Annotated in this window: 11 protein-coding genes and 1 pseudogene; 5 read left to right on the top strand and 7 right to left on the bottom strand. The window is 70.2% G+C overall.

The features are described 5' to 3' along the window. The first annotated feature begins 342 nt into the window (after positions 1–342). Positions 343–2,208: a M1 family metallopeptidase gene (locus ACYUED_RS38850; RefSeq protein WP_491289109.1), complete on the top strand. Its 1,866-nt coding sequence runs from the start codon at positions 343–345 to the stop codon at positions 2,206–2,208. 82 nt (positions 2,209–2,290) lie between these two features. On the opposite strand, the gene ACYUED_RS38845 is transcribed toward ACYUED_RS38850, so the two are convergent. After that, positions 2,291–2,584, bottom strand: a complete 294-nt coding sequence (locus ACYUED_RS38845; protein WP_491289108.1) for a putative quinol monooxygenase — start codon at positions 2,582–2,584, stop codon at positions 2,291–2,293. 241 nt (positions 2,585–2,825) lie between these two features. Further along, positions 2,826–3,788, bottom strand: coding sequence for a carbohydrate kinase family protein (locus ACYUED_RS38840; protein ID WP_491289107.1), 963 nt, complete (start codon positions 3,786–3,788; stop codon positions 2,826–2,828). Positions 3,789–4,042: 254 nt separating this feature from the next. Between ACYUED_RS38840 and ACYUED_RS38835 the strand changes: the two genes are divergently transcribed. From ACYUED_RS38835 to ACYUED_RS38820, 4 genes are all read left to right on the top strand, one after another. After that, positions 4,043–5,059: a sugar ABC transporter substrate-binding protein gene (locus ACYUED_RS38835; RefSeq protein WP_491289106.1), complete on the top strand. Its 1,017-nt coding sequence runs from the start codon at positions 4,043–4,045 to the stop codon at positions 5,057–5,059. 197 nt (positions 5,060–5,256) lie between these two features. Next, positions 5,257–6,270 (top strand): ABC transporter permease, encoded by a 1,014-nt coding sequence (locus ACYUED_RS38830; protein WP_491289105.1) that lies wholly within the window; start codon positions 5,257–5,259, stop codon positions 6,268–6,270. Beyond that, complete coding sequence (locus ACYUED_RS38825; RefSeq protein ID WP_491289104.1) at positions 6,267–7,103, top strand: ATP-binding cassette domain-containing protein; 837 nt, start codon at positions 6,267–6,269, stop codon at positions 7,101–7,103. Before ACYUED_RS38830 ends, ACYUED_RS38825 begins: the two co-directional genes overlap by 4 nt. 77 nt (positions 7,104–7,180) lie before the next feature. After that, positions 7,181–8,212, top strand: a complete 1,032-nt coding sequence (locus ACYUED_RS38820; protein WP_491289103.1) for a LacI family DNA-binding transcriptional regulator — start codon at positions 7,181–7,183, stop codon at positions 8,210–8,212. Positions 8,213–8,664: 452 nt separating this feature from the next. On the opposite strand, the gene ACYUED_RS38815 is transcribed toward ACYUED_RS38820, so the two are convergent. The 5 genes and pseudogenes from ACYUED_RS38815 to ACYUED_RS38795 form a co-directional block, all read right to left on the bottom strand. Then, positions 8,665–10,629 carry a WD40 repeat domain-containing protein gene (locus ACYUED_RS38815; RefSeq protein ID WP_491289102.1) on the bottom strand — a complete coding sequence of 655 codons (1,965 nt, stop codon included), beginning with the start codon at positions 10,627–10,629 and terminating at the stop codon, positions 8,665–8,667. A gap of 364 nt (positions 10,630–10,993) precedes the next feature. Further along, positions 10,994–13,216: an alpha-L-fucosidase gene (locus ACYUED_RS38810; RefSeq protein ID WP_491289101.1), complete on the bottom strand. Its 2,223-nt coding sequence runs from the start codon at positions 13,214–13,216 to the stop codon at positions 10,994–10,996. 1,001 nt (positions 13,217–14,217) lie between these two features. Then, entirely contained in the window at positions 14,218–14,730 is a 513-nt protein-coding gene (locus tag ACYUED_RS38805; RefSeq protein ID WP_491289100.1) for an O-acetyl-ADP-ribose deacetylase, read from the bottom strand. Next, positions 14,727–16,136, bottom strand: a complete 1,410-nt coding sequence (locus ACYUED_RS38800) for a phytoene desaturase family protein (RefSeq protein WP_491294624.1) — start codon at positions 16,134–16,136, stop codon at positions 14,727–14,729. Before ACYUED_RS38800 ends, ACYUED_RS38805 begins: the two co-directional genes overlap by 4 nt. A gap of 122 nt (positions 16,137–16,258) precedes the next feature. Then, positions 16,259–16,435 (bottom strand): annotated as a pseudogene (locus tag ACYUED_RS38795) (inositol monophosphatase family protein); the annotation flags it as partial. Positions 16,436–16,539: the final 104 nt, after the last annotated feature.

Here is a 16,539-nt window from a genome sequence, read left to right as displayed (position 1 = left end):
TGTCGGATGCTGTTGGGATAGGGGAGTTACTGTCGGGGCGAACGGCAGCTGACGGTGACGCGGTGACTACGGAGCAGTTGCACCCTAGGTCCAAGGCAAAGACGAAGCAATGATCCTGTCGGACTCTGTTCGGTCCTGAGCGTTCGTCACTCCCGTGCCATTTCCCCGCCCTTACGCCCGTGCCTCAACACCCAGTCCCTCACACCCGCCCCCTTCACATCCGGTCTTGTGGCATGCTCCGGTCAACCGATACACGCAGCCCACGACTGCCCCCGGCGCACCCCAGCCGGCCCTGCAGTCGCCGAGCAGGCCGCAATCCCGGCCGCCGCAAAGGAGTTTCGTGTGAGATCGACCCCCCACAGATCCATCGCCGCGCGCGCACTCGCCGTCGCCGCGCTGGCTGCCCTGTCCCTCCTCCCCGTCACCCCGTCGGCCGCCGCGCCGCCCACCGCCCCGTCGGCCGCCGCCGCCTGCACCCCGAGTCAGGTGGTCACCAACGGCGGCTTCGAGAGCGGCACTTCGCCGTGGACCCAGTCGTCGACGAGCGTCATCACCAGCCGCTCCGGCCAGACCGCCCACGGCGGCACCGCCTACGCCTGGCTGGACGGGGTGGGCAGCACCCACACCGACACCCTCGCGCAGAGCGTCACGATCCCGGCCGGGTGCGGCACCGCCACCCTGTCCTTCTGGCTCCACACCGACACCGCCGAGACGACCTCGTCCGTCGCCTACGACAAGCTGACGGCGAAGGTCGGCGGTACGACGCTGGCGACGTACTCGAACCTCGACAAGAACACCGGGTACGTCCGCAAGTCGCTCGACGTGTCGGCGTTCGCGGGCCAGACCGTCAGCCTCGCCTTCACCGGCACCGAGGACTCCAGCCTCAGGACGAGCTTCGTCCTCGACGACATCGCCCTCGACACCTCTGGCGACACGACCCCACCGGCCGACTCCACGCGCACACCGGCCGCTCCCTCGTACACCGTCAGCCTCACCGGCAACGCCAGCGGTAGCGGCTGGACCGGCCATGAGAGCGCGACCTTCACCAACGCCTCCGCCACCGCGCTCAGCGAGGTGTACCTGAGGCTCTGGGACAACTACCACGGCAGCTGCTCGTCGATGCCGATCACGGTCACCAACGTCAGCGGCGGCACGGCGGGTTCGCTGTCGGTCGCGTGCACGGCCCTGCAGATCACCCTGCCGGCACCCCTGGCACAGGGACAGTCCGCCACGATCGGCTTCGACCTCGGTATCACCGTGCCCAGCGGGGCCGACCGCTTCGGCCACGACGGGGCGTTCAGCTTCGTCGGCAACGCGCTGCCGGTCCTCGCGGTCAAGGACGGCTCGGGCTGGCACCTGGACCCGTACACGAACAACGGCGAGTCGTTCTACTCCCTGGCCGCCGACTTCAAGGTGACCCTCGACCACCCCAGCACCCTGCTGGTACCGGCCACCGGCACCTCGGCCGACACCCCCGGCTCCAGCGGCCGCACGGTCACCACCGCCACGGCCTCGAAGGTCCGTGACTTCGCCTGGGCCGCCGGACCGTTCAGCAGGATCTCCGGGACGTCGGCCGCCGGAACCGCGATCAACGTCTACTCCGTCTCGGACATCAGCTCCTCCGACGCGCAGTCGATGCTCAGCACCGCCAAGACCGCGGTCGACGCCCACGCGGCACGCTTCGGCGCCTACCCCTACGGCGAGTTGGACGCGGTGATCGACAACAACTACTGGTTCGGCGGCATGGAGTACCCGGGGTTCGTCCTCGATCTCGTGAGCACCACCGCGCTCACCCACGAGATCGGTCACCAGTGGTGGTACGGCATCGTCGGCGACGACGAGTACAACAGCCCCTGGCTCGACGAGGCGTTCACCGACTACGCCACCGACCTGGCCCTGGGCAAGACCGGCACCAACTGCTGGAACAGCGTCTCGTGGGCCTCGTCCGCGGAGAAGATCACCAACTCCATGGCCTACTGGGACACCCACTCGTCCCGCTACTCCACCGTCGTCTACGGCTACGGCAAGTGCGCCCTGCACGACCTGCGGCGGGTGCTCGGTGACACCGCCATGACCAAGTTGCTGAAGGACTACGCGACTTCGCACTGGTACGGCGTCTCGACCACCTCCGAGTTCAAGGCCGCGGCCCAGGCCACCACGAGCACCGACCTGACCTCGTTCTGGAGCACGCACCGCATCGACGGCTGAACCAGGCCGATATGACGTTCCGTCAGTGGGCCTGCGCGGCGAACGCCTCGCAGGCCCGCACGTCGAAGAGCCCGCCCGTATCTCAGCGCACCGGATCGAGGAACGTCAGCACGGAGGCGTCCTCCTCGATCAGCGGGGTGAGCGCGGCATTGAACGGGCCGCCGTACGGAGCCTTCAGGTGCGCCTGGAAGGCCTCCTCGTCGCGGTACACCTCGAAGATCCAGTAGGCGCGGGGGTGGGACGTCTTCGTGTAGACGTCGAAGGCGAGGTTGCCCTTCTCCTCTCGCACCTTGAGGGCGTACTCGCCCAGCAGGCGGGCGACCTCGTCCTGTGCTCCCTCGCGTGCGGTGAACTCGGCGAGCAGGGTCTTGTTCATGGTGCGGTGTCCTTGCGGTCGATGTCGGTCGGTATCGGTCGGAGATCGGTCGTGTCAGGGGCCGGGGCGCCGAGAAGCCGGGGAAACGGGGAACCGGGGCCCGTCATCCGCGGCGCCGGCCAGGCGTGGCGCCGCCGGCCTGTGTCATCGATGACATGGCGGGTGGCCCGATGATGAGGGCCTTCCGGCTGCCTCGTCAACGGTCGCCATGCGATCGCGCCGGTGCGGCCCCCGCAGTCCTTCAGGCGCCGCCGGCGACCGCGAGCTGCGCCAGCTGCTCCGCGTACGGCGGGTTGGGACCGGTGACCGAGCAGGTCAGAGCGGCGACCTGGGCGCCGAACGCGCATGCTTCGGCGACCTCGTCAAGGCGCAGGCCCGTCAGCCGGCCGCCGAGAAGGCCGTGCGCGCCGAGATGGTGCAGCAGGCCGGCGGTGAAGGAGTCTCCGGCCCCGACCGTGTCGACGACCTGGGCCGCCACCGCCGGCACCCGCACCCGTGCGCCGTCGAGCGAGGCGAGGGCGCCGTCGGCACCGCGGGTGATGACGACGAGCCGCGCCCCGGCCGCGTGCCAGATGTCGCACGCCTGCTCGGGCGGGGTGCCCGGCAGCAGCAGCTCCAGGTCGTCCTCGCTCAGCCGGAGCACGTCGGCGAGGCCGCACCAGTGCGTCAGCCGGGCGCGGTAGACGTCGGGGTGCACGAGCAGCGGCCGGACGTTGGGGTCGATGCTGATGGTCGCCCGGGGGGCCGCCGCCGCCAGGAAGTCCTCCACGACCGCCGCGCCGGGTTGGCGGACCAGGGCCAGGGACCCGGTGTGCACACAGGCGCTGTCGGACAGGTCGACCCGCGCCAGCTCCTCGGCCGTCCACTGCCAGTCGGCCGTGTTCTGCGCATGGAACGAGAACACGGCCTGCCCCTGCGCGTCCAGCTCCGCCACGGCCAGGGTGCTGGGCTCGGCGGCCGTGACGGCGCTCGAGAGGTCGACCCCGGATGCCTCCAGATGGGCACGGAACAGGCGGCCGAAGACGTCGCCGGACAGACGCGCGAGGAAGCGGGCAGGGGTGCCGAGGCGGGCCAGTGCAACCGCCGTGTTCGCAGGTCCGCCGCCCGGCAGGACACGCAGGGCGAGTTCGTTCGAGGCACTCGCGGGTGCGGCGAAGGCGTCCGCGACGCACTCTCCCAGGACGGTTATCTGACGCGGGCTCATGGGCTGCTCTTCTCTGGCGGACCTACGGGCGTACGGACGAACGGGCACGTCACGGGCCGCTTTCACACAGCAACGGGCGGAGGGCGGCCGCGGACGTTGCCGATTCGTGACGAGTGCGGGGCATTGACGTTTCCGGGAGACGGAGTCCATCATCCTCGCCATGCGGTGTCAACGATGACATAAGTCAACGATGACATCCCGGGACGGCATGCTCCGATGCCGCCGCACCGCCCGCTATCCCGCAGGAGTCGTTCATGTCTCGCACCCCTCGTCTGCCCTCGGCCCTCCTCCGAGCCGCCGCGTGCACCGGCCTGGCAGCCCTCACGCTGACCGCCTGTGGATCCGGCGCCGGAACGGGCACCGCCGGGTCAAGTTCGGGCAGCGTCAAGGTCGGCCTGATCACCAAGACCGACACCAACCCGTTCTTCGTGAAGATGAAGGAGGGCGCACAGAAGGCCGCCAAGGAGAACGGCGCCCAACTGGTCACCGCCGCGGGCAAGTTCGACGGCGACAACGCCGGCCAGGTCACCGCCATCGAGAACATGGTCGCCTCCGGCGTGAAGGGCATCCTGATCACCCCGAGCGACTCCAAGGCGATCGTGCCCGCGATCGCGAAGGCACGCGCCAAGGGCGTCCTGGTCATCGCCCTGGACACGCCGACGGAGCCGCAGAGCGCGGTCGACGCCCTGTTCGCCACCAACAACGTGAACGCCGGCCGGCTCATCGGTGAGTACGCCAAGGCCGCCATGAAGGGCAAGGCCGCGAAGATAGCCGCCCTCGACCTGGCGCCGGGCGTCTCCGTGGGCGTGCAGCGGCACAGCGGCTTCCTGAAGGGCTTCGGCGCCACCGACAAGGACGTCCTGTGCGCCCAGGACACGGGCGGCGACCAGTCCAAGGGCCAGACCGCCATGGAGAACTGCCTCCAGAAGAACCCCGACATCAACCTCGTCTACACCATCAACGAGCCGGCCGCGCTGGGCGCGTACACGGCGCTCAAGGCCAAGGGCCGGGAGAAGGACGTCCTCATCGTCTCCGTCGACGGCGGCTGCACCGGGACCCAGGCGGTCAAGGACGGCAAGATCGCCGCCACGTCCCAGCAGTACCCGCTGAAGATGGCCGCCCAGGGTGTCAAGGCCGTCGTGACGTACGCCAAGGACGGCAAGAAGGCGTCCGGTTACACCGACACGGGCGTCAACCTGATCACGGACAAGCCCGAGAGCGGAGTGACGTCCAAGGACACCGGGTTCGGCCTGCAGAACTGCTGGGGCTGAGCCGGCCACTCCCCCGGGACCGTACGACGACGTCCCTTCTCTCCCCACGGGGCGGCCGGCGCCGGCTCCTCCTCCCCGCCTGGGGACGGCCGCCCCTCGTTCCCCTTGCGTCCGGCATGGATGGAGAGGGAACGAGAGGGACCGACAAGGACTTCTGTCTTCCGACGAGAACTGCTGTCTTCCGACAAGGACTTCGCATGACCGCCACGTCCACGCCCCCGAGTACGTCATCGCCGTACGCCGGGCTCAAAGCGCCGACCACGGCCCGCAGACTGCTCACGGCACCGACCACCGGTCCGCTGGCCGCGCTGCTTCTGGCCTGCGCCTTCTTCTCCTTCTCATCCGACCAGTTCCTCACCGGCGGCAACTTCTCGCTGATCGTGCAGCAGGTCATGGTCGTCGGCACGCTCGCCATCGGGCAGACGCTGATCATCCTCACGGCGGGCATCGACCTGTCGTGCGGTGCCGTGATGGCCTTCGGCAGCATCGTGATCGCCAAGATGGCCGCCGAGGGCTCCCTGCCGCCGCTCCTCGCCATCGCGCTGGGCATCGCCGTCTGCGGCGGCTTCGGGCTGGTCAACGGGCTGCTGGTGCAGAAGATCCCGCTGCCGCCGTTCATCGTCACCCTGGGCATGCTGAACGTGGCGTTCGCGCTCACGCACATCTACTCCGCGGAGCAGACGGTCGCCAACCTGCCCGGACCGTTGACGGCGCTCGGGCAGACCTTCCCGCTCGGCCACACCGACATCACCTACGGCTCCCTGGTCACCATCGCCCTGTTCCTCCTCCTCGCCTACGCGCTGAGCAGCACCGGCTGGGGCCGGCACGTCTACGCGCTGGGCAACAGCCAGGAAGCGGCGCGCCTGAACGGCATCCGCACCTCCCGGCTGACGATCGGCATCTACACCGTGGCGGGCCTGCTGTACGGCATCGCGGCCCTGCTGCTCGTCTCCCGCACCGGAGTCGGCGACCCGCAGGCCGGCCAGACGGACAACCTCGACAGCATCACGGCCGTGGTCCTCGGCGGCACCAGCCTCTTCGGCGGACGCGGATCGGTCCTGGGCACCTTCATCGGCGTCCTCATCGTCGGCGTCTTCCGCAACGGCCTGCAGCTGATGGGCGTCGCGTCCATCTACCAGACGCTGATCACCGGGGTGCTGGTGATCCTCGCGGTGACCGTCGACCAGATCTCCCGGAAGAAGGCCCGATGACCGCCATCTCCTCCCCCACACCGGTGCTGCAGGCCCGCGGTCTGGTCAAGCGCTACGGCCATGTCACCGCGATCGACGGCGCCGACTTCGACCTGCTGCCCGGCGAGGTGCTCGCCGTCATCGGCGACAACGGCGCCGGCAAGACCAGCCTGATCAAGGCGCTCACCGGTGCGGTGGCCCCCGACGCGGGCGAGATACGGCTCAACGGCGAGCCCATCACCTTCTCCGGCCCGCAGAGCGCACGCGCCCACGGCATCGAGACGGTCTACCAGGACCTCGCCGTGGCCGCCTCCATGGACATCGCCTCGAACATGTTCCTGGGGCGCGAGCTCCGCCGTCCCGGTGTCCTCGGCAGTGTCTTCCGCATGCTGGACAAGAAGCGGATGCGCCAGGAGGCCTCCGAGCACATGGCCGACCTCAAGATCGGTCTGCGCTCGCTGACGCAGTCGGTCGAGACGCTCTCCGGCGGACAGCGGCAGGCGGTCGCGGTGGCCCGATCCGTCGCCTGGGCCAGCAGTGTCGTCGTCATGGACGAGCCGACCGCCGCCCTCGGGGTCAAGGAGTCCGGGCAGGTCCTGGATCTCATCCGCCGGGTCCGGGACAAGGGCATGCCGGTCGTTCTGATCAGCCACAACATGCCGCACGTCTTCGAGATCGCCGACCGGATCCACGTCCACCGCCTCGGCCGGCGCGCGGCTGTGATCAGGCCGTCCGACTACTCGATGGCGGAGGTCGTCGCCATCATGACCGGCGCACTCACCCTCGACGAGGCCGGAGATACTGTCGTAGCCGATTCCGCGGCGGCGAAGGCCGCGGGAGTCCAGGCCACCTGACCACCACCACTCGACACTCGACGGTATCCGGCCGAGGCCGCGGCCGGAACCGACGAGCACAGGAGACGGCTTCCTCCATGGCAGCGAACCGCCGCCCCACCCTGGCAGACGTCGCACGCGAAGTGGGTGTCAGCGCCAAGACGGTCTCCCGAGTCCTCAACGAGGACGGGCCGGCCTCGGCCCGGACCAGAGAACAGGTACTCGCCGCTGTCGCCAAGCTCGGCTTCCAGCCGAACCTCATGGCCCGCAACATCCGGGTCGGCGGACCCGACACCACCATCGGACTGGTCATCCCCGACCTCGGCAACCCCTTCTTCGGAGCGGTGGCCCGCAGCATCGAGGACACCGTCCGCCACCGCGGACTGACCCTGCTGATGGGCTCCTCCACGGACGATCCCGACCGCGAACGCGCCCTGACCGACAAGTTCCTGGCCCGCCGCGTCAGCATCCTGATGGTCGTGCCGTCCGTCGGCGCCGACCACTCCCACCTCAAGACCCACCGCACCGCGGGCCTGCCCGTCATCTTCCTCGACCGCCCGGGAACGGGACTGGCCGCGGACAGCGTCGTCAGCTCCAACCGCACGGGCGCCCAGGACGGCGTCGCCCACCTCATCGCCCACGGCCACCGGCGCATCGGCTTCCTCGGCGACCTGCCGACCACACTCCACACCCGCCGTGAGCGCCTCGCCGGGTACCGCGCGGCCCTGCAGAGCGCCGGCATCCCCTACGACCGCTCCCTGCTCGCCAGCGCCCACGACCCGCACGGGGCCTCCGTCGCCACCACACAGCTCCTCGACGTGAAGGATCCCCCCACCGCCATCTTCGCCGGCAACAACATCGTCGCGATCGGCATAGTCGCCGAACTCGCCCGCAGCGGGCGTAAGGACATCGCCGTCGTCAGCTTCGACGACGTGCCGCTGGCCGAGGCCCTGGAACCGGCCCTCACCGTCGTCGCCCAGGACCCGGAGGAGATCGGCAGAACGGCCGCGACCGCGGCCCTGGCCCGCCTCGACGGCGACCGCACCCGCGCCCGCACCATCACCGTCCCCACCCGGCTGATCATCAGAGGCTCGGGCGAACTCCGCGCCCATGCCGGGCAAGAGGCGTGACCCGGGCTTGAAGGACCTGGGCCTCATCGCGCACGTTCTCGTGCTGGGCCTGCCGGGCGTGAGTTCCTCGCTCAGCCGAGTTGCCGGGCGAACACCTCGTACGCCCTGTCATCGAAGAGGAAGCCGACAATGCGCCGAACTCCGACATGTCGCTTTTGAGGGGCGCAACCGTGAATTCACCTGGCCCCACCGGCCGTTGGCTGCGCCCGGGCTCGTAGCACTCGGTTCCCGGCAGCGGCCCTGCCCGACGCGGAAGGTGAACTCCTGGCGCGGCGCCGTGGAACGGCGTCCTCAGTCGGCGCGGTTACCCACCCGCCGCCGGACGAACCGCGCGGGCGCGCCGGCTGCGGGGTTCGGGCCACAGGTCGGTCTGTCGCGCACGTCGTGCAGGTTCCCGGCATCCCACCCGTTGCTCCGCGCGACGGGTGGGACGGGGTTGTGGCCGAACGCGCTCACTGCCTGGTGAGCGGGAGACTGAGGACTCCGCGGTCATGTCCGACGATCAGGTCCGCGCCCGCGCCGGCCAGGCAGGTGAGCGACACCTCCAGGGCGATGTGCTGCACCGCGCCGGTCTCCGGTTCCCACACCCGCAGCCGGTGACCGTGACGGGTGCCGGTGACCAGGACCGTGCGGCCGCCGTGCAGGGTGGCGGCGGTGATGAGCGGCAGGCCGGCGGTGCCTGTGGAGCTGGGCAGACCATCGCCGACCGGGGCACCGGTGGCCAGGTCCCACAGCATGACGACGCCGAGGTCGTCTGCCGTGGCCAGCATGGTTCGGTCGGGTGTCAGGACAGCTTCCACGGACGCCACCCGGTGGTCGGCATCGTCGAGCGCGCGTGCGCTCAGTTGCACGGCCGCGCCACGGTCCCAGGGGTCGTCGACGGCTGGATCCCACACGTGAACGCGGCCCGCGGTGTCCGAGGCCGCGATCAGCGCGTGGTCGGCGGAGATCGGGACGGCGGTGACCGACCGGATCGGACTGCCGTAGGGGTTGAGGCGCCCGACGCACTCACCGCTGTCCGGTTCCCACATCCGGACAGCGCCTCGGGGGGTGGCGGTGACGAGCAGGGTGCGGCCGTCGGGGACGACAGCGGTGCACATCGCGGTCACCCCGCCGGGCCAGTCGCCGGCAGGTTCGCGAACCGACTGCCCGGTGAGGGGGTTCCACACGGCGATCGTCCCGCTGTCGCCTCCGCTTGCCAGAAGGACGCGGCCGTCGGGCAGGGGCAGGGTTGTCATCGAGCGGACGGCGTCAGGATGTCCTGGCAGCGGGTCGTGGAAGAGCCGGCCGTCGGTCACCTCCCACAGGCACACCACGCCCTTGTCCCCGCCACCGGCCACGAGGGTCGGCCGACCGGGACGGGACACCACCGCCAGGGCGTCGACACCCCCGGACGAACCGGGCACGGAATCGGAGAACACCGATATACGGCCCCAGGGTGTGCCGTCGGCCGCGACGATCGCGTTCCCTTCCTGCCGGAACCGGGTCGCCGCTCGGCTGGTTGGTCCGGCCGCCGCTGATTCCGCTCCGGCAGCCGACCCGTCGGAGTCCGTCCGCGCCCGAGCCGGACGGTGTGGGGAGAGCGCACCGTCCGGGTGCTCCGCCAGGCCGTCCGCGATCGTCCACGTCCGCTCGCAGTCCCAGCAGTCGAAGTGCCCGGTGAGCGACATCAGTCGGCGGGCCAGTTCCCCTGCGGCCCGCTGCGGGGTACCCCTGACCGCGACCATCCCGGCGACCAGGCACAGGACGGCCTGTCCTGGTGTTTCGGGGGGCACCCCCCTCACCGCGACGTCGCGCGCCACCCGCAGGAAGGGTTCCCACCCCTCCCCCAGCGCCTCCTCCCGCAATGCCGCGGCGGCCTCGCCCCAGGGATGCCCTTCTTGCCGGACATGGGCGGGGTCGGGCAGCGGTGGAGCCACCAGGGGTGAACGCGCCGGGTCCACGAAGAAGTCGGGGATCTCCGTGTCGTTTCCGCAAGCGGGACACGACAACAGGAGGCCGCTTTCCCGGTGATCCGGGAGCTGCCACAGCACCTCGCCCATGTGGTGGCCGGCCAAGGCCACGCAGGAGAGGGCGAGTTGGGCACAGAGCTGCCCGGGAGTACCGGCGAGGAGGCTTCGGGTGGCCGCCCGCTCGGCCAGCCGCAGTGCGGCGCCGAAGCCCGCCTCAAGATCGGCAGGGACGGGGGGCCGGTAATCGGCGGTCACCATGAATCCGAGGTCCACCCAGAAGTCCACGGTCTGTCCCGGAGGCAGGACCGCTGCCGCCTCGACGAGATGCGGCAGGGCCGCGTAGGCCCCGCCGGCGAGGACTCCGTCATCCATCAGGCCGCCGGACAGGTCCGTCCAGGTCCGCCGCCACGCGTCGCCGCCCCCGGTGGCAGCCGCGGAGGCCAACTGCTCCAGGAGTATCTGCATCTCCCCGACCTTCACACCGTCAAGACCACGCCAACGAGGGCTGTCCAAGGGCAGCTTCGGAATCATGGAACGAGTCTCGCAGGCGGCACTGACAATCAGCAGGCGGCCGGGTGTCCGGCAGCCTTTCGCTCGGCTCGTCATCCGATCCGACCCCTTGGCCCGAACCGAGTCCGCCGGTCCCGCGCAGCAACCTTCGAAGCTGGCCGTGCACGAGTCGATCGGCCCCGGGGCGCGGACCCCGAGGAGACGGCGCAACTGGCGTTCTGGTCGCATCGGGCCACGTCGGCGGGAGTGGCACTGGACGGAGTCCGCCCCTTCTCGTCGGCAGCGGCCGGGGCGGCCGCCCCGGCCCCGGCCCCTCCGCTCAGACCGCGGTGAAGGTCCACTGCACGTTGGAGCTGCCGCTCCCGGACCACTGCCTGGTCACGGAGCCCGAGGGCACGTTGCCGCCACCGTCGAGGACGAGGCCGGTGGCGCGGTTGACGATCCAGTACCTGCCGCCACCCTGGTACCTGAACTGCCACTGCTGCTTGGTGCCACCGTCCCAGGGAGCCTCCAGGGCGGCGGAGCCGTTCGTGGTGGCGCCGCCGCCGTCGGCGACCATGCCGTTGGCGCGGTTGACCAGCTTGTAGTAGCCGGTGCCGAGTTCGACGGCCTGCCACTGCAGGTTGGTACTGCCGTTCCAGGTCCACTGCTTGAGGTTGGAGCCGCTCGGGACGTTCCCGCCGCTGTCCAGCGCCAGCCCGTCGGTGACGTTGGTGATCCTGAACCACGCTGAGGGGTTGAGCTGCACCTTCATCGACACGACGGCGTCGTTGTTGCCGGTGTTGCGCAGGTCGGCGTTGTCGGCGGTGACGGTCCAGGCGGTGCCGGTGAAGTTGTCACCGGAGTAGCCGATGATCTGGTAGCCGGGGGCCAGCTTCAGCGAGGACAGGCTGCGGCTGGGCAGGCCGGCGAGCGTCAACTGGTCGGCGCTGTAGGAGCCGACCTGGAGCACGGAGGAGCCGCCGGAGTAGTTGACGTCCTGGTAGACCACGGCCCCGCACAGTGGCTTCAGAGGCGGGATCGCGCCGGAGAAGGTCAGCTTCACGACGTAGGCGAGGGCGGAGAACGGCGCCGACGACGACGGCAGGGTCACGTGCAGCCCGGCGGAGTCCTGCGTCGGCGTGGGCAGGTTCGTGTACGTGCCGGCGGTGGAGTTCAGCAGCTTCGCCGAGGTCAGCGAACTGACGTTGATCCGGGCCGAGTCGAGCGTCGATATGGTCAGGGTGCTGCCCGGCCAGCCGAGGACCGTGGCGTACAGGACGGTGTTGTTCTTGTTCCGGGTGAAGCGGATGTCCCGCGCGGTGCCGACCTGCGGGGCGGTGAAGGCGCCGCCGCCCATGTGCGTGGGACCTTCGCCGTACGAGGTCCAGGCCCGGGTCGAGTAGATCGACTCGCCGAAGCGGCCCAGGTAGTCGCCGATGCCGAGGAGGACGTCCTTCTGGGCCTGGGGGATCGTGCCGTCCGCCATCGGGGCGATGTTGAGCAGCATGTTGCCGTTCTTGCTGACCCGGTCGATCAGCGAGTGCAGCATCTGCTGGATGCTGTAGTAGCCGATGCCGTTCGTGTAGCACCAGCTGGAGCTGGAGATGCTGTCGTCGGTGAGCCAGTAGGGGGCGGTGATGTCGCCGGGGCCGCCGCGCTCGTAGTCGAATACCTCGCCGTGGCCGTTGAAGCCGTCCTTGTAGGTGGCGACGACTTCGCGGCCCCAGGTGTTCGCCTGGTTGTAGTAGTACGACAGGAAGTTCAGCTGCTGCGTCTGGTTGATCTTGTTCAGATCGAAATCCTGCCAGATGATGTCGGGCTGGGCGAGGTCGATGACCTCCTTGAGCTTGTCGTACCACAGCTGGTTCTCGGCCGTGGCGCCCAACTGCCCGTACAGCTTCTGCAGGCTCGGGTCGGACTGCGCGAGTACGTGGTCGTAGAAGCCGTTGAAGTTGAACGCGTGGTGCATGGCCACCAGGAGCTTCAGCCCCTTGGCGCGGATGGAGTCGGTGAACAGCTGGAGCAGGTTGAGCTTGGGGCCCTTGGCGACCGAGTTCCACTCGTTGACCGAGCTGTTCCACATGGAGAACCCGTCGTGGTGCTCGGCGACCGGCCCGGCGAACCGGGCGCCGGCGTCGGCGAAGAGCTGCGCCCACTCGTCCGGGTCGAATTTCCCGCCCGCGGACTTCAGCTTCGGGGCGAACTTGTTGAAGTTGCCGTTCAGGTCGTTCGCGCCGTTGATGAAGTTGTGGTACGGCCACGCCGACGGGTCGCCGTAGGTTGCGATGTGGTGCTGGTTGCACGCATCGCCGCTGATGTACATGCGGCGCGGATACCACTCGTTCCCATAGGCCGGAACGCTGAACACGCCCCAGTGGTAGTAGATGCCGAACTTGGCGTCCTTGAACCACTCGGGAGACGCGTTGTGCTGGTCGACCGAGGCCCACGTGGGGGTGTACGTGGTCGCGGCCCGGGCGGTGCCGGCCGCGAGGACGTTGCCTGCGACCGCTGCCGCCGCGACACCCGTGGCGCTCGCCAGGAACTGGCGTCTGTTGATCATGGTGGTACCTCCGTCAGAGCTGTGGTGTGGGAGACCAGGGCCGGCGACCAGGGGAAGCACTTCCGGTGGCGGGAAGTGCGACGTACGCGACGCACCCCGGACCGGACGCGGTCGGCGGTCGGCTGACGCGCCGCCACGGCGTACCGGCGGCGATGTCCGCGGGGGAAGTGGGTGGATGGAGCGCGTCACCGGCTGCGAACGGCGACGAAGTCTGCGGACTCCGGGGAGCTCGCGGCGGAGCAGTTTCCCGACGGCATGTCCTCACTCCGTTCCCGTACGGCAACACCGCCGCGTGCCCCTTTCGGCCCCCGGATCCTGTCGGAGACCCCTGAGCTGGATGTGCCTGATGTCACGCATGAAATTGCGGCACTCACCATGCCTGTGTCAACGGGTGTGCAGGGATGAAAAGCGCCTTCCACCTGCGCTTTTATTCCGTTGTGTACGATAATCTGCCGGTTGGTCCCTGCATAGACATGGCATGTTTACGCGCCAGGCGCCGACGGTCCCGGACCGGCTGCCGTGTCGGGCGGCACCGGTCCTCCGGTCGGCTCAGGCCTGCTGACACCCGGCCGTGGCGCAGGACCCTGCGCATCGCGGCGGAGGGGGCGCCGGCCGCAGAGGCCGCGCTGCGCGGGGTGACGGCCACCGGGTGGGAGAGCTGCCGGGCGGCCCGGCCGACTGAACCGCCCCGGGTTCGGTGAAGACATCTGGTCTGCCCTGGGTCTGATGGAGCCGGGTCGCCGGAGACGCGGACACTCCGCCCTTGGCACGCGCAGCCCGCCGGAGTGCGAACCGCGTGCAGCGCCTGCAACGTGAAATCAGCTGTCCCAGCTCCACGCGACTCGGGGCAGGCCGGAGCCTCCATCAGACCCGGAGCGGTTCATGGGCGGCGAACGGCACCACGCTGGACAGGCCGACGCCCCTGCTCGGGACGCCGGCCTGCCCGATCCCCCTCTGTCAGGGGGCTCAGGCGCAATGGGTGGTTCTCACCGTGGTTTCCGTCAGCCGAGTTGCCGGGCGAAAGCCTCGTACGCTCGGTCGTCGAAGAGGACGAACCGCACCTCTTCAACCGCTGTCGGCGTGTTCCGCACCGTCTCCACCGCAACACGAGCCGCATCGTCCATCGGCCACCGGTACACGCCGGTGGAGATCGCCGGGAACGCGACCGTCCGCGCACCCAACTCGTCGGCCACACGCAGGGACTCCCGGTAACAGGAGGCGAGAAGCGAGGCATCGCTGCCGCCGGCCTGCCAGACCGGGCCCACCGTGTGGATCACCCACTGTGCGTCCAGGTTGCCCGCTGTGGTGGCGACCGCCTGGCCGGTGGGCAGGCCCCTGCCATGGTGCGAGGCGCGGAGTTTGCGGCACTCTTCGAGGATCGCGGGGCCGCCGCGGCGGTGGATGGCGCCGTCGACGCCTCCCCCGCCGAGCAGGGAGGAGTTCGCCGCGTTGACGATCGCGTCGGCGCTCTCGCGGGTGATGTCGCCCTGGGTGAGGGTGAGGGTGGTCGTCATGTCTGTCGCAGCCTCTTCCAGACGGCCTTCGCCGCGTTGTGCCCCGACATGCCGTGCACTCCGGGGCCCGGCGGGGTGGCCGACGAGCAGATGAAGACCGCGGGGTGCGGGGTGGTGTACAGGGAGAGGGAGAGTTTGGGGCGCAGCAGGGTCTGGAGTCCGCAGACCGCGCCGGTCCCGATGTCACCGCCGACGTAGTTGGCGTTGCGGGCGGCAAGTTCCAGTGGGCCGGCCGTGGCACGGGCGAGGACGCGGTCGCGGAAGCCCGGTGCGAAGCGCTCCAGTTGGCGCTCCATGACGTCCGTGAGGTCTCCGGTCCAGCCGCTGGGGACATGGCCGTAGGCCCAGAAGACGTGCTTGCCCTCGGGCGCGCGGGTGGGGTCGGCGACACTGGGCTGCACCGTGATCATGAACGGCTTGTCGGGAGCACGGCCCTGCCGGGAGGCCGCACGCAGGGCGGCGCCGATCTCCGCGCTGTCCGCGCCGATCTGGACGGTGCCGGCGGCGCGGGCCTCCTCGGCTGTCCACGGCACCGGGCCGTCCAGCGCGTAGTCGACCTTGAAGACTCCGGGGCCGTACTTGAAGTTCTCGTAGTAGCTGCCGAAGCCCGCGATGCGGGCCAGGGCGGTGGGTGAGGTGTCGAAGACGTACGCGCGCGCGGGCGGCAGGTCGTCGAGGCGCCTGACCTCGTAGTCCGTGTGGACCTGGCCGCCCAGGTCCTTGAGATACGCGGTGAGCGCGTCGGAGATGGACTGGGAGCCGCCGCGGGCCACGGGCCAGCCGCGGGCGTGGGCGGCGAGGGCGAAGACCAGGCCGATCGCGCCCGTCGCCAAGCCGCTGAGCGGGGCCATCACATGCGCGACGAGACCGGCGAACAGGGCCTTGGCCGGCTCGTCGCGGAAGCGGCGGGTCAGCCAGGTCGACGGCGGCAGGCCGACCAGGCCGAAGCGGGCGAGCGTCACCGGGTCGCGCGGGAGTGCGGTGAGCGGCAGGGACATGAAGTCGCGGGCCAGGGTGTCCCACTTGGGGAGGAAGGGCTCGACCAGCCTGCGGTACGCGCCCGCGTCCCGGGGGCCGAAGGAGGCGGCCGTCTCGGCGACGGAGCGGGACAGCACGGCGGCGCTGCCGTCGGGGAACGGGTGCGCCATGGGCAGCTCGGCGTGCAGCCACTCCAGGCCGTACCGCTCCAGGGGCAGGGCGCGGAACGCCGGGGAGTTGATGCCGAGCGGGTGGGCCGCGGAGCACGGGTCGTGCCGGAAGCCGGGCAGGGTGAGCTCTTCGGTGCGGGCTCCCCCGCCGACGGTGTCACGGGCCTCGAAGACGGCCACGGAGAAGCCGCGACGGGCCAGCTCCACGGCGGCCGTCAGTCCGTTCGGCCCCGCACCCACCACGACAGCATCGAGCATCGACGGCACCTCGGACCCCTTCGTCAGCCAGACGGCCACTGAGATCAGGATATGACGGGGCTCCGACAGTCTCCGGCCGCGGGTGCCGCCCCGGCCGACGGCCGGAGAGGCCGTGCGGTGCCCTACAGCAGTCCGGCCACCCGGCGGGCCGTGGCCGCGTCGCGGGCCGCGGTGAACGGCAGGGCATTGCCGCCGGTGATGCGGAACGGCTCCCCCGTGCGCGTCAGGTGGGCGCCGCCCGCCTCCTCGACCAGCAGGATGCCGGCCGCGTGATCCCAGGCGGCCTCCCAGGAGAACGCACGCGGTAAGCACTAACATCTCCTATGATGGCGGGAGCAGCAGATCCGGCGCAAGCCCAGAGGGGAACTCATGGCAGACACAAGGCCGTTGGCGGGGTACCTGC

This window comes from Streptomyces sp. DF42 (assembly GCF_058267695.1).
Note: the sequence above shows the minus strand (reverse complement) of the source record. Positions and strands in the feature narration are given on the sequence as shown.

Coding starts and splice junctions, on each gene's coding strand:
- ACYUED_RS38820 (WP_491289103.1), top strand. CDS start 7,181: ATGGCAGCGAACCGCCGCCCCACCCTGGCAGACGTCGCACGCGAAGTG.
- ACYUED_RS38845 (WP_491289108.1), bottom strand. CDS start 2,584: ATGAACAAGACCCTGCTCGCCGAGTTCACCGCACGCGAGGGAGCACAG.
- ACYUED_RS38840 (WP_491289107.1), bottom strand. CDS start 3,788: ATGAGCCCGCGTCAGATAACCGTCCTGGGAGAGTGCGTCGCGGACGCC.
- ACYUED_RS38815 (WP_491289102.1), bottom strand. CDS start 10,629: ATGCAGATACTCCTGGAGCAGTTGGCCTCCGCGGCTGCCACCGGGGGC.
- ACYUED_RS38825 (WP_491289104.1), top strand. CDS start 6,267: ATGACCGCCATCTCCTCCCCCACACCGGTGCTGCAGGCCCGCGGTCTG.
- ACYUED_RS38805 (WP_491289100.1), bottom strand. CDS start 14,730: ATGACGACCACCCTCACCCTCACCCAGGGCGACATCACCCGCGAGAGC.
- ACYUED_RS38800 (WP_491294624.1), bottom strand. CDS start 16,136: ATGCTCGATGCTGTCGTGGTGGGTGCGGGGCCGAACGGACTGACGGCC.
- ACYUED_RS38835 (WP_491289106.1), top strand. CDS start 4,043: ATGTCTCGCACCCCTCGTCTGCCCTCGGCCCTCCTCCGAGCCGCCGCG.
- ACYUED_RS38810 (WP_491289101.1), bottom strand. CDS start 13,216: ATGATCAACAGACGCCAGTTCCTGGCGAGCGCCACGGGTGTCGCGGCG.
- ACYUED_RS38830 (WP_491289105.1), top strand. CDS start 5,257: ATGACCGCCACGTCCACGCCCCCGAGTACGTCATCGCCGTACGCCGGG.